Raw genomic sequence first — 12,592 nt, forward strand, 5'->3', positions numbered from 1 at the left:
TCGGCTCCTGATTATTTAGCGGTCTTACGGTATTGCTCGATAAGTTCGATGAAGTGATCGAACAGCGGCGCGGCATCGTGTGGGCCCGGACTGGCTTCCGGGTGGCCCTGGAAGCTGAACGCTGGCTTATCGGTGCGATGGATACCCTGCAGGGTGCCATCGAACAGTGACTTATGAGTCACGCGCAGGTTAGCCGGCATCGACGCTTCATCGACGGCGAAACCGTGGTTCTGAGCGGTAATCATCACCGTGTTGTTATCAATGTCTTTCACCGGGTGGTTACCACCGTGGTGACCGAACTTCATCTTGATGGTGTTCGCACCGCTCGCCAGCGCCAGCAGCTGATGGCCGAGGCAGATACCGAATACCGGGATGTCTGTCTCCAGGAAGGACTTGATGGCATTGATGGCGTAGTCACAAGGTGCCGGGTCGCCAGGCCCGTTAGAGAGGAAGATGCCGTCCGGATTCATTTTCAGCACCTCTTCAGCGGACGTTTTCGCTGGCACCACCGTCAGGCGGCAGCCGCGGTCAACCAGCATGCGCAGGATGTTGCGCTTGGCGCCGAAATCGTAAGCCACCACGTGGAACGGCAGCTCGCTCTCTTTTTTCGCTTCCGGCAGGTCGCCTTCGAGCGTCCAGCTCCCCTGCATCCAGCTGTAGGCTTCAGCTGTGGTCACTTCTTTTGCCAGGTCCATGCCGTTCAGGCCCGGGAAGGCTTTCGCTTTTTCCAGCGCCAGAGCCGCATCCAGGTTATCCCCTGCGATGATGCAGCCGTTTTGTGCACCCTTCTCGCGCAGCAGACGCGTTAACTTACGGGTATCAATATCGGCAATCGCCACGATGTTATGGCGCTTCAGGTAAGAAGAGAGGTCTTCAGTGTTGCGGAAGTTGCTGGCAATCAGCGGCAGGTCACGAATGACCAGACCTTGCCCATGTACCTGAGAGGACTCTTCGTCAGCCGCATTGGTGCCGACATTGCCGATATGAGGATAAGTAAGAGTAACGATTTGGCGAGAATAGGAAGGATCAGTGAGGATTTCTTGATAACCGGTCATTGAAGTATTGAAAACGACTTCCCCAACCGCCGAACCCGTTGCCCCTATGGCCCGACCGATAAACTGGGTTCCGTCTTCCAGAACCAATAGCGCTGACTTAATCAAAACACCCTCCAGAGAATATTCACTCACTTTATTTGCATATTAATTCATAACCATGTCATGGATCAATGCAAATGTGTTGCCAGCGGATTTTTGGCAAACGGCGGCATTCTGGAGATTTGGTCGGTAAAAGTCAACTTAAAACGGATATTTTGTTTACTCTTTTGCAGGCCTGAAACGCGGAATGCAGCTTAAGCGACAAAAAGATCAGGTAAATCACTGCAGAAAACGCTTGCGCGGTTGGTTTAATAAAAAATCACGAGATGGAACATGATAAAGTAGACCAAATGGTCAAAATTTACATTTTAGCAACGAAAAATCAGAACAATAGACAGATTTTTAGAGACTTAAGGGAGAAAATACAATGTAACAGCAAAAATAAAAGGGCAATAAAATATTGCCCTATGCAATCAATGAATTACGACTGCAATAACCACATCACGATGGGTAATAATGTTTACAGATTATTGAGATCCAGGACATCTCTCATATCAAAAAGTCCCTTTTCTTTATTTTTTAGCCACAAAGCGGAGCGTACGGCGCCATTGGCAAACGTCATTCGGCTGGAAGCTTTATGCGTAATTTCTACACGTTCGCCAATATCGGCGAACATCGCGGTGTGTTCGCCGACGATGTCACCCGCACGGACCGTGGCGAAGCCAATAGTGCCAGGCACGCGTTCACCGGTGTGACCTTCGCGGGTATAGACCGCGCAGTCTTTTAAATCTTTATCGAGTGCATGGGCAATCGCTTCACCCATCGCCAGCGCCGTGCCTGATGGCGCATCCACTTTGTAGCGGTGGTGAGCTTCAACGATCTCAATATCGGTGTAGTCACCCATGACTTTCGCAGCCTTCTCCAGCAGCTTAAGCATGACGTTAACGCCCACGCTAAAGTTTGCGGCAAAGACAATCGCAATCTCTTTTGATGCATCCTGGATAGCCTGCTTACCCGCATCGTCAAAACCAGTGGTGCCGATCACCATCCCCTTGCCGTGCTGACGGCAAAACGCCAGATGCGTGAGCGTCCCTTCCGGGCGGGTAAAATCAATAAAGACATCGAAGTCCTCTTTTACCGCATCCAGGCTGCTTTGTACGGTGACGCCCGTCCTGCCCGCGCCCGCCAGCTCGCCAGCGTCGGTCCCCAGAAGCGATGAACCGTCACGCTCCAGCGCTGCGCCAAGGGCGACGCCCTCCATCTGAAGTGCCGCCTGAATCAGCTGACGACCCATACGTCCACCCGCGCCCGCAATGGCGACACGGATCTGTGCATCATGCATAGTTATTCTCTTACGTTAAAATGATGTAAACCGTTTTCAGATTAACCAGCCTTTCTGAGCACTGCCAACTGAAAACACCAATAATTAGAATTTAACGTGAAACCGACTTAAATATCAGTAAAAGACATGATTTTGTCGTCACGATAAAGTAACGGGTAAAAAAAAGGCCAGCACAGGAGGTGCTGGCCTTTCATCAGAAAAGGGATTATTCGACTTCCCGGGCATCGATTCTCAGTTCTTTCGGGACTTCGAAAACAATGTTCTCTTCACGTCCTTCCAGCGGCACCGCTTCGCCACCGCCCAGCTCCTGCAGACGGGCAATGACGTTCTGTACCAGAATATCCGGCGCAGATGCGCCGGCCGTCACGCCGACACAGGTCGCGTTTTTTACCCACGCTTCCTGAATATCCGTCGCGTCATCAATCAGGAAAGCCGTTTTCCCCATCCGTTGCGCCAGTTCGGCCAGACGGTTTGAGTTAGAGGAGTTTTTCGAGCCGACCACCAGCACCACATCCGCCTGTTCAGCCAGGGCACGCACCGCTTCCTGACGGTTCGTGGTCGCGTAGCAGATGTCATCCTTACGCGGACCGACGATCTTCGGGAAACGCTGGCGCAGGGCGTCAATCACGTCAGAGGTATCGTCGACAGAGAGTGTTGTCTGGGTCATGAACGACAGACGGGCTTCATTTTTCACGTTCAGCGTAAGCACATCTTCTGGCGATTCAACCAGATACATGCCCCCTTCCGGGTTGCTGTACTGGCCCATGGTGCCTTCGACTTCCGGGTGACCCGCATGGCCAATCAGAATCGACTCTTCACCACGACGGCTGGCGCGTGCCACTTCCATATGCACTTTCGTGACCAACGGACAGGTAGCGTCAAACACCGTCAAATCGCGGCTTTTCGCTTCGTTACGTACTGCCTGAGAGACACCATGCGCAGAGAAAATCAGGATGGCACCGTCCGGCACTTCGCTGATTTGCTCGATAAAAATAGCACCGCGCTCGCGCAGACTGTCGACCACGTAACGGTTGTGCACCACTTCGTGACGCACGTAAATCGGCGCGCCGTAAATCTCCAGCGCGTTTTCAACAATGCTGATAGCGCGGTCTACACCGGCGCAGAAGCCGCGCGGGTTAGCCAACAGGATCTGCATTTCAGGCCTCCAGTACCGGATCAATCTCCAGCACTTCAATATCAAAATGGACAGTGCGCCCGGCAAGCGGATGGTTGAAGTCAACGGTAATAGAGTCGCCGTTAATTTCGCGGATCACGCCAGGCATTTCGCTGCCGTCCATAGCGGTAAAGAGCATAATAGCCCCGATTTCAGGTTCCCCCGCGTCCATAAACTCACGACGGGAGAAGTACTGGATCAGATCCGGGCTTGGCACGCCAAACGCCGCATCCGGCTCAAGCGAAAAGGCTTTTTTCTCCCCCTCTTTCAGGCCCAGAAGCTGCTGTTCAAGTCCTTCAGACAGGGAGGTATCGCCAAGACGAAACAGGGCCGGTTTGCCATTATTGCGGGTGGATTCAGCCGTGGAGCCGTCATCCAGTTTCAGCGTGAAGTGAACGAGAACCGCGCTGTTGCTCTGTACGGATTTAGACATGCACATTGCTCTTTATGTTGTCTCGCCTGTGTGCCGGGTGGCGCTTCGCTTACCCGGCCTACAAGTGTCGGCATATTCGGTAGGCCGGGATCGCTACGCGTCACCCGGCTGGTTTTGTTACGCCTGCTCTTTCGCGGTCGGTTTCGGTAAGAAACCTTCCAGCACGATTAACGCCGCACCGATACAAATTGCGCTGTCGGCGAGGTTAAAGGTCGCGAAGTGCCAGTCGCCGACGTAGAAGTCGATCATATCGACCACAAAGCCGTGCCACAGGCGGTCAAACAGGTTACCTAACGCGCCGCCAATAATCAGCGCGTAGGCGATGTTGTTCAGCTTTTGCGTCGCTTTCGAACGGTACATCAACAGCGTTAGCACCACACAGATACCGATTGCAATACCTGCAAAGAACCAGCGCTGCCAGCCACCGCTGTCAGCAAGGAAACTAAACGCCGCACCATAGTTACGTGCGTAGTGCAGGTTAAGCGACGGGAACAGCGAAACCGTATCCCCCAGCGCAAAATTCTGGAGGATCAGGAATTTGCTGCCCAGATCAATAATCAGCACCACCACAACCAGCCACAGCCAGCGCAGTCCTGTTGAACAGAGAGTTTTACTCATCAGGCAAACTTACGTTTTTCGCCGTCACCGGCGACGTTGCTTACACAGCGTCCGCAGATGTCTGCGTGTTCCGCCACCTGGCCAACATCGGTAGTGTAATGCCAGCAACGCGGGCATTTCTCACCGTCGGCTTTGCTCAGCGCGACTTTCAGTCCCTTGAGCAGTTCGCTCTGCTGAGCATCAGCAGTAGCTTCGGCATAATCCGCAACTTGCGCGCCTGAGGTCAACAGGACAAATCGCAATTCATCGCCCAGCGCCGTCAGTTTCGCCGCCAGCTCAGGTTCGGCGTACAGGGTTACTGCCGCTTCCAGAGAGCCACCGACTTTCTTGTCAGCACGCGCCTGCTCAATCACCTTGTTCACTTCACCACGCACTTTCAGCAGCTCGTCCCAGAAGGCATCGTTCATCGCTTCGGTGCTGGAGAGGTCGAACAGACCTTCGTACCACTCGCCGGTGAAGACATACTTCTCACGGTCGCCTGGCAGATAACCCCAGATTTCATCCGCGGTGAAGGACATGATCGGCGCCATCCAGCGCACCAGCGCTTCTGCGATGTGGAACAACGCGGTCTGGCAGCTACGACGCGCCACGCTGTCCGCTTTCGCGGTGTACTGACGGTCTTTGATGATGTCGAGGTAGAACGAACCCATCTCGATGGAGCAGAAGCGCATCAGACGCTGCACCACTTCATGGAAGTCGTAAGATTCATAGGCTTTCAGGATATCTTCCTGCGCCGCTTTCGCGCAGCCTACCGCCCAGCGGTCCAGCACCACCATCTCTTCCGGTTTCACCATGTCTTTAACCGGATCAAACCCGTTCAGGTTCGCCAGCAGGAAGCGCGCGGTGTTACGGATACGACGATAGCTGTCGGCGGCACGTTTCAGGATCTCGTCAGACACCGCCATTTCGCCGGTGTAGTCGGTGGAAGCCACCCACAAACGCAGAATGTCTGCGCCCAGCTTGTTCATCACATCCTGCGGAGACACGGTGTTGCCGATAGATTTGGACATCTTACGGCCCTGACCATCCACGGTGAAGCCGTGGGTCAGTACCTGACGGTAAGGCGCTTTTCCTTTCATGGCGGTGGAGATCATCAGGGATGACATGAACCAGCCGCGGTGTTGGTCAGAACCTTCCAGATACATATCGGCGGCGTGACCGGCAAACTCAGGACGCACGTCAACCACGGAAGAGTGAGTGGATCCGGAGTCGAACCATACATCCAGGGTATCCGGCACTTTCTCGTAGTTGTCGGCGTCAGCGCCCAGGATGTCGCGGGCGTCGAGATCCCACCATGCCTGAATGCCGTCAACTTCGACGCGCTTCGCCACTTCTTCCATCAGTTCCAGGGTGTTCGGATGCAGTTCCTGCGTCTCTTTATGCACGAACAGCGACATCGGCACGCCCCAGGTACGCTGACGGGAGATACACCAGTCAGGGCGGTTAGCAACCATGGATTCGATACGCGCCTGGCCCCAGTCTGGGATCCACTGCACGCCTTTGATCTCTTTCAGAGACTGCGCACGCAGGCCTTTCTGATCCATGCTGATGAACCATTGTGGGGTCGCACGGAAGATGATCGGCGTCTTGTGACGCCAGCAGCACGGATAGCTGTGCTGCATTTTCTCAACGTGCAGCAGTGCGCCGCTGGTGCGCAGCATATCAACGATAATGTCGTTAGCTTTAAAGACGTTGATACCGTCCAGCGCCGGGTAAGTGCCAGGCAGGTAAGAACCGTCCGGCCCCACCGGGTTAGCGATTTCCAGACCGTATTTCAGGCTGATATTGTAGTCGTCAGGACCGTGGCCACCGGCGGTATGGACCGCACCGGTACCGGCTTCCAGCGTGACGTGGTCGCCCAGGATCGCTGGCACATCAAAGTCCAGGAACGGGTGTTTAAAGCGCATCAGCTCAAGCGCGTCGCCTTTCACGGTGCCCAGCACGGTGTAGTCGGTGATATTCGCGCGTTTCAGCACGCTCTCAACCAGATCTTTTGCCAGGATAACCGCCTGACCGTCAACCTGCACCAGCGCGTAGTCGAACTCACCGGACAGGGAGATCGCACGGTTCGCAGGCAGGGTCCACGGGGTAGTGGTCCAGATCACCAGTGAGATCGGGCCATTAACGGAGGAGACGCCAAATTTGGCTTTCACCGCATCCTGATCAACGGCGTGGAACGCCACGTCGATAGACGGAGAGGTTTTGTCGTAATACTCCACTTCCGCTTCTGCCAGCGCAGAACGGCAATCCACACACCAGTGTACAGGCTTAGCGCCTTTGTGCAGGTGGCCATTACCGATGATTTTGCCCAGCGCACGGATGATGTTGGCTTCGGTTTTGAAGTCCATGGTCAGGTAGGGGTGCGACCAGTCGCCCAGCACGCCCAGACGGATGAAATCCGTGCGCTGACCTTCAACCTGCGTAGCGGCGTATTCGCGGCATTTCGCACGGAACTCAGCGGCGGTGAATTTCTCACCTGGCTTACCGAATTCCTGCTCCACTTTCAGTTCGATTGGTAGACCGTGGCAGTCCCAGCCCGGAACGTATGGCGAGTCATATCCCGCGAGGCCTTTCGACTTCACGATAATGTCTTTCAGAATCTTGTTAACCGAGTGACCAATATGAATGCTGCCATTCGCATAGGGAGGGCCATCATGCAGAATGAAGGTTTTTTTGCCTTTTTTGGCTGCACGAATGATGCCGTACAGGTCATCATCAGTCCAACGCGCCAGCATTCCCGGTTCACGCTTGGCGAGATCGCCGCGCATCGGGAACCCTGTTTCCGGCAAATTCAGGGTTGATTTATAGTCACTCATCAGATTCTCGGTTCCGTATTTATCACGTAGGCAGTTAAGCCGGTTCTAAAGCCCAAAAAACTCGCGGGCCGTCAATTCATCTCGCGCAATTTGCGCTTTGAGTTCATCCAGCGAACCAAATCGCTGCTCGTTGCGTATTTTTTTACGCAGTATCACATCTATATGGCGACCATAAAGGTCCATTACAACGTCCAGCAGGTGCACTTCCAGCTGTTGACGCACACCGGCGACGGTCGGACGTGTGCCAATGTTGGCAACACCGTAAAACGGCTTATCGCCCAGTCCTGCCACTTCCACCGCATAGACCCCTTTGACCGGGGAAACCTGACGGCGTAGCGGTATATTCGCCGTCGGGAAACCAATGGTGCGGCCGAGAGCATCGCCATGGACGACGCGACCGGAGATAGTGAACGGATGCCCAAGCAGGGTTTCTGCCGTCCCCAGTTCATCATCGGCCAGCGCCTGACGTACCGCCGTGCTGCTGACGCGAACGCCGCCTTCACAGAAGGTCATCGCACTGGTGACGTCAAAACCGTACTCCAGACCAGCCTTCTGTAATAGCAAGAAATCGCCCTGACGACCAGCGCCAAAGCGGAAATCATCCCCCACGGCCAGAAACTGCACGCCAAGACGTTCAACCAGCAGGTCGCTGACGAAATTTTGTGCTGTCAGCGCGGCAAAGCGACGATCGAAACGTACGCACAACACGTAGTCCACGCCGGACTCGGCCAGATAGCGCAACTTCTCGCGCAGGCGAGTAAGACGGGCGGGAGATTTATCGCCCGCAAACAGCTCCAGCGGCTGTGGTTCGAAAATCATCACTACCACGGGCAGGCCACGGGCCTCCCCTTCTTTACGCAATCCCTGCAACAGCGCCTGATGACCACGATGCACGCCGTCGAAATTACCAATGGTCAGCACGCACCCGTGCGGTGCTCTGCTGAGATTATGTATGCCGCGTATCAGCTTCATGTCTGGCTCAAAACAGTGAAAATCGCCAAAGTATACCTTGTACAGCGGTCAAGGTTAACCGGCGATTGTTCGCGCAAAACAGAAAGCCGTAATGATTTCATCAGGCTGACCTTTCACAGCGAAAAAATCTGCTCCTGAACTGCGATTTTTATGCCGAAAGGCTGTATTCAGGGAAGACAAGCTGGTAGAATCCTGCGCCATCACTACGTAACGTAGCGTCGCTAATTAACGGCGCTTATTTGCACAAATCCATTGACAAAAGAAGGCAAAGAGGGCATATTCCTCGGCCTTTGAATTGTCCACATAGATCATATTTGGGAGTTGGACTTGGCTAATATCAAATCAGCTAAGAAACGTGCCGTTCAGTCTGAAAAGGCTCGTAAGCACAACGCAAGCCGTCGCTCTATGATGCGTACTTTCATCAAGAAAGTATACGCAGCAATCGAAGCTGGCGACAAAGCTGCAGCGCAGAACGCATTTAACGAAATGCAACCAATCGTGGATCGTCAGGCTGCTAAAGGTCTGATCCACAAAAACAAAGCAGCGCGTCATAAAGCAAACCTGACCGCGCAGATCAACAAACTGGCTTAATTGCCGCTTGTTGTTGCTTGTTTAAAGAACCCGCTTAACGCGGGTTTTTTTATGCCTTCAGATTGCCGGTGGCGTAAACAGCGCCGAGTAGTCGCGGTTACAGATACGCTGCACCGCCGGGTGCTGAATCATCCTTTCGGCAAAAATCGCGTGATACTCTTCCATTACGTTATCGACCCGACCAATCTCCGTAATCTTGCTATCTGAATAGAGATCGTGCGCGTAGAGTGTCGGTGCAACGAAGATCGCATTGTGCGCTTCGCCAAAGGCTTTCATCAGCGCCGCATCGTCGAACTCACCGAGGATTTCGACATTCAGCCCCTGAGAGTTAAACCAGTTCAGCAGCTTTCGTCCCAGCATGGAACGTCTTCCTGGCACCAGCAAGCGACGCTCTTCCAGGCAGGCCGGGAAGGGTTTTTCCGGCGGCGGGTTAATACACCAGAAGCTTACGCCGCATTCACCAATCTTCACCGAAAACAGCCCTTCCTGCTGCGTGGAGTCGATCGGACAATCCGAGATGATCATGTCCAGCTTGTGCTGGCTCAGCTGTTCCAGCAGCATCTCGTGGGTGGATTCAAAACAGCGCAGATGGATTTGCTCATCTTCGACCACAGCCGCATCCAGCACGCCGCTCACCAGTCGTTTTGACAGCGCGTCCGCCACGCCAACATCAAAGAGCAGGTTCGACTCTTTGCGGTAGTTGACGATATCCAACATCTCCTGGCTCAGGGTGAACATTTTGTCCGCGTAGCGGAAAACCAGCTCACCCAGCTCGCTGGGTTCAATTCCGCGTCCCTTACGCTTGAACAGCTTACCCTGCAGACGTTCTTCCAGCGCCTTGATCTGCCCGGTGATGGTTTGCGGCGTCAGGTAAAGCGCCTCTGCCGCCCCGACCACCGAGCCCTGTTTGTAGACATGCCAGAAGTAGTAAAGATGGTTGTAATTCAAATGAGACATCGCGTCTTCTCTCCCTGAGTGCCTGTCGGGAGAAGGTTACCCTCCTCCCGGTTTTCCGTTATGCCTGGACGGCCTGTCCGGACAACTTCACCTTCAACAAGGTGTAACCGATCACCGCGGCCAGTAATGACCCGATGAGAATGCCGAGTTTCGCCCAGACGATAAGCTCAGGTGCATGCGCACCAAACGCCAGCGTCGAGATAAAAATCGACATCGTAAAGCCTATCCCGCACAGCACGCCCACGGCCATGATCTGCGTAAACGTGGTGCCGTGCGGCAATGACGCCAGCTTAAGCTTCGTCGCCAGCCAGCAGAACAGGCTAATGCCCAGCGGCTTGCCGATAAACAACCCGGCGATGATACCCAGCGGCAGCACGGAGGTCAGCCCGTCCAGCGTCACGCCGCCAAGGGAAACACCCGCGTTAGCAAATGCAAACAGAGGCAGGATCATAAAGGCGACCCAGGGGTGCAGCACATGCTCCAGCTGCTTCGCAGGTGATTTACCCTCCTGCGGTTTAAGCGGCACGAAGAAGCCGACGATCACTCCTGCCAGCGTGGCATGCACGCCCGATTTCAGAACCGCAGTCCACAGCACCATCCCCACGAGGATATAGATACCGATGCGACGAACATTCAGGAGGTTCAGCAGCGCCAGAACCGCAATCGCCCCTGCAGCCACGCTCAAAGACAGGATCGACAGATCGCTTGTGTAAAACAGCGCGATAATCACAATTGCGCCCAGGTCATCGATGATCGCCAGCGCCATCAGGAAGATTTTCAGGGCAACCGGAACGCGGCTTCCCAGTAAGGCCAGCACCCCGAGTGCAAAGGCGATATCCGTTGCCGCCGGGATCGCCCAGCCGTGACGTGCAACCGGATCCTGCCAGGTAAACGCGAGGAAGAGCAGCGCCGGAACCACCATCCCACCGAGCGCGGCAATGACCGGGAACGCCGCTCGCTGGCGACTGGCAAGCGAACCCAGTACCAGCTCCCGCTTAACCTCAAGCCCGACAAGCAGGAAGAACACCGCCATGAGCGCATCGTTGATCCACAGCAGCATGTTCTTGTGGATTTCCAGCGCCCCAACCTTCAGCTCGACGGGCGTTTCCAGAAAAGCATGATACAGATCGCGGGTAAATCCCACGTTTGCCAGCACCATCGCGGCGGCGGCAGCCAAAATCAGGATCACGCCCCCGGATGCTTCGCTACTAAAAAAACGGTGTAGTAATTTCACTTTAATTCTCTCTTATACAGCAATACCTCGGTAAAACCATAATACCAAGCCTTATAGCTCGGCAAAAACAGATTAATATTGAGTATTGATTCAGTTTAACCGAACAATACCGATAAACAAAAAAGCCCGGAATCTCTTCCGGGCTTTTGCGAATACCTGCGACAAACAGGTTAGCGGGTCAAATCATCGAAGAATTTTTTGACGCCATCGAAGAAGCTTTTGGAGCGTGGGCTGTTTTTCTCACCCGTCGGGCCACCAAAGCTCTCCTGCAACTCTTTCAGCAGCTGTTTCTGCTTATCGTTCAGGCCAACCGGTGTTTCCACAACGACGCGGCACAGCAGGTCGCCCTGTGCGCCCCCGCGAACGGATTTAACGCCTTTACCGCGCATGCGGAACAGCTTACCGGTCTGGGTTTCGCCAGGAATTTTCAGGTTCACGCGGCCATCCAGCGTCGGGACTTCAATTTCGCCACCGAGGGCTGCCATCGCGAAGTTGATCGGCACTTCACAGTACAGGTTGTTGCCTTCGCGCTCGAAGATAGCGTGCTGCTTGACCTGCACCTGAACGTACAGATCGCCCGCCGGTGCGCCGTGTTCGCCGGCTTCGCCTTCGCCAGCCAGACGGATGCGGTCGCCCGTATCGACCCCAGCCGGGATTTTAACGGACAGGGTTTTGGTTTTCTCAACGCGACCGTGACCATGGCATTTGGTGCAGGGATCTTTGATCAGCGTACCGCGACCATGGCAGTGCGGACAGGCCTGCTGCACCGCGAAGAACCCCTGACGCATCTGTACCTGGCCAGAACCGTGACAGGTTGGACAGGTCTGCGGCTGAGTGCCCGCTTTCGCGCCGCTGCCGTGGCACACGTCACACTCTTCCAGCGTTGGAATACGGATCTCTTTGGTGACACCGCGAACGGCCTCTTCCAGCGTCAGCTCCATGTTGTAGCGCAGGTCCGCGCCACGCGCCGCGCGCTGACGTCCACGACCACCACCGAAGATGTCGCCAAACACATCGCCAAAGATGTCGCTGAAGTCAGCGCCGCCGCCAAAGCCGCCGCCGCCGAATCCACCGCCGCCCATGCCGCCCTGTTCAAAGGCTGCGTGACCGTACTGGTCATAGGCTGCACGTTTTTGTGCATCGGTCAGGACTTCGTAGGCTTCTTTGATCTCTTTAAATTTGGCTTCAGCCTCTTTGTCACCCTGATTACGGTCCGGGTGGAATTTCATGGCCAGGCGCTTATACGCCTTTTTGATTTCACGCTCTTCCGCAGTTTTCGGAACGCCTAAAATCTCGTAATAGTCTTGCTTTGCCATTGGTTTTTTTAAGCCCCTTAACATGCGAGCACGGGCGTGGAGAAT

11 protein-coding genes are annotated in these 12,592 nt (G+C 54.7%); 1 reads left to right on the top strand and 10 read right to left on the bottom strand.

What is annotated here, in order from left to right; genetic code table 11:
* Positions 1 to 11 precede the first annotated feature (11 nt).
* From carA to ribF, 7 genes are all read right to left on the bottom strand, one after another.
* A complete protein-coding gene (gene carA / locus C5687_RS03350) occupies positions 12 to 1,160 on the bottom strand; it encodes a glutamine-hydrolyzing carbamoyl-phosphate synthase small subunit (protein ID WP_104556408.1) in 1,149 nt (382 codons plus the stop codon).
* A gap of 454 nt (positions 1,161 to 1,614) precedes the next feature.
* Complete coding sequence (gene dapB / locus C5687_RS03355) at positions 1,615 to 2,436, bottom strand: 4-hydroxy-tetrahydrodipicolinate reductase (RefSeq protein WP_094917895.1); 822 nt, start codon at positions 2,434 to 2,436, stop codon at positions 1,615 to 1,617.
* A 205-nt stretch (positions 2,437 to 2,641) separates the two neighbouring features.
* Complete coding sequence (gene ispH, locus C5687_RS03360; RefSeq protein WP_025758030.1) at positions 2,642 to 3,592, bottom strand: 4-hydroxy-3-methylbut-2-enyl diphosphate reductase; 951 nt, start codon at positions 3,590 to 3,592, stop codon at positions 2,642 to 2,644.
* Between the two features lies 1 nt (position 3,593).
* On the bottom strand, positions 3,594 to 4,043 hold the full coding sequence (gene fkpB / locus C5687_RS03365) for an FKBP-type peptidyl-prolyl cis-trans isomerase (RefSeq protein ID WP_013095528.1): 450 nt from the start codon (positions 4,041 to 4,043) through the stop codon (positions 3,594 to 3,596).
* 117 nt (positions 4,044 to 4,160) lie between these two features.
* Complete coding sequence (lspA, locus tag C5687_RS03370; RefSeq protein WP_025758031.1) at positions 4,161 to 4,661, bottom strand: signal peptidase II; 501 nt, start codon at positions 4,659 to 4,661, stop codon at positions 4,161 to 4,163.
* A complete protein-coding gene (gene ileS / locus C5687_RS03375) occupies positions 4,661 to 7,477 on the bottom strand; it encodes an isoleucine--tRNA ligase (protein WP_104556409.1) in 2,817 nt (938 codons plus the stop codon). Before ileS ends, lspA begins: the two co-directional genes overlap by 1 nt.
* A 45-nt stretch (positions 7,478 to 7,522) precedes the next feature.
* Complete coding sequence (ribF, locus tag C5687_RS03380; RefSeq protein WP_025758033.1) at positions 7,523 to 8,449, bottom strand: bifunctional riboflavin kinase/FAD synthetase; 927 nt, start codon at positions 8,447 to 8,449, stop codon at positions 7,523 to 7,525.
* A 327-nt stretch (positions 8,450 to 8,776) separates the two neighbouring features.
* Between ribF and rpsT the strand changes: the two genes are divergently transcribed.
* Positions 8,777 to 9,040 (top strand): 30S ribosomal protein S20, encoded by a 264-nt coding sequence (gene rpsT / locus C5687_RS03385; protein WP_003856458.1) that lies wholly within the window; start codon positions 8,777 to 8,779, stop codon positions 9,038 to 9,040.
* A 57-nt stretch (positions 9,041 to 9,097) separates the two neighbouring features.
* Here rpsT and nhaR read toward each other — a convergent pair whose 3' ends face one another.
* The 3 genes from nhaR to dnaJ form a co-directional block, all read right to left on the bottom strand.
* Positions 9,098 to 9,997, bottom strand: coding sequence for a transcriptional activator NhaR (nhaR, locus tag C5687_RS03390; protein WP_045284818.1), 900 nt, complete (start codon positions 9,995 to 9,997; stop codon positions 9,098 to 9,100).
* Between the two features lie 58 nt (positions 9,998 to 10,055).
* Positions 10,056 to 11,231: a Na+/H+ antiporter NhaA gene (gene nhaA, locus C5687_RS03395; protein WP_095451954.1), complete on the bottom strand. Its 1,176-nt coding sequence runs from the start codon at positions 11,229 to 11,231 to the stop codon at positions 10,056 to 10,058.
* A 170-nt stretch (positions 11,232 to 11,401) separates the two neighbouring features.
* Complete coding sequence (gene dnaJ / locus C5687_RS03400) at positions 11,402 to 12,547, bottom strand: molecular chaperone DnaJ (RefSeq protein ID WP_014830600.1); 1,146 nt, start codon at positions 12,545 to 12,547, stop codon at positions 11,402 to 11,404.
* Between the last annotated feature and the right edge of the window lie 45 nt (positions 12,548 to 12,592).

It is taken from the genome of Enterobacter sichuanensis (assembly GCF_002939185.1).
In the GTDB taxonomy this organism is placed as follows: domain Bacteria; phylum Pseudomonadota; class Gammaproteobacteria; order Enterobacterales; family Enterobacteriaceae; genus Enterobacter; species Enterobacter sichuanensis.

Bases quoted from the DNA above. Each gene is read 5' to 3' on its own strand.
- dapB (WP_094917895.1), bottom strand. From the start codon at position 2,436: ATGCATGATGCACAGATCCGTGTCGCCATTGCGGGCGCGGGTGGACGT.
- ispH (WP_025758030.1), bottom strand. From the start codon at position 3,592: ATGCAGATCCTGTTGGCTAACCCGCGCGGCTTCTGCGCCGGTGTAGAC.
- fkpB (WP_013095528.1), bottom strand. From the start codon at position 4,043: ATGTCTAAATCCGTACAGAGCAACAGCGCGGTTCTCGTTCACTTCACG.
- lspA (WP_025758031.1), bottom strand. From the start codon at position 4,661: ATGAGTAAAACTCTCTGTTCAACAGGACTGCGCTGGCTGTGGCTGGTT.
- ileS (WP_104556409.1), bottom strand. From the start codon at position 7,477: ATGAGTGACTATAAATCAACCCTGAATTTGCCGGAAACAGGGTTCCCG.
- ribF (WP_025758033.1), bottom strand. From the start codon at position 8,449: ATGAAGCTGATACGCGGCATACATAATCTCAGCAGAGCACCGCACGGG.
- nhaR (WP_045284818.1), bottom strand. From the start codon at position 9,997: ATGTCTCATTTGAATTACAACCATCTTTACTACTTCTGGCATGTCTAC.
- dnaJ (WP_014830600.1), bottom strand. From the start codon at position 12,547: ATGGCAAAGCAAGACTATTACGAGATTTTAGGCGTTCCGAAAACTGCG.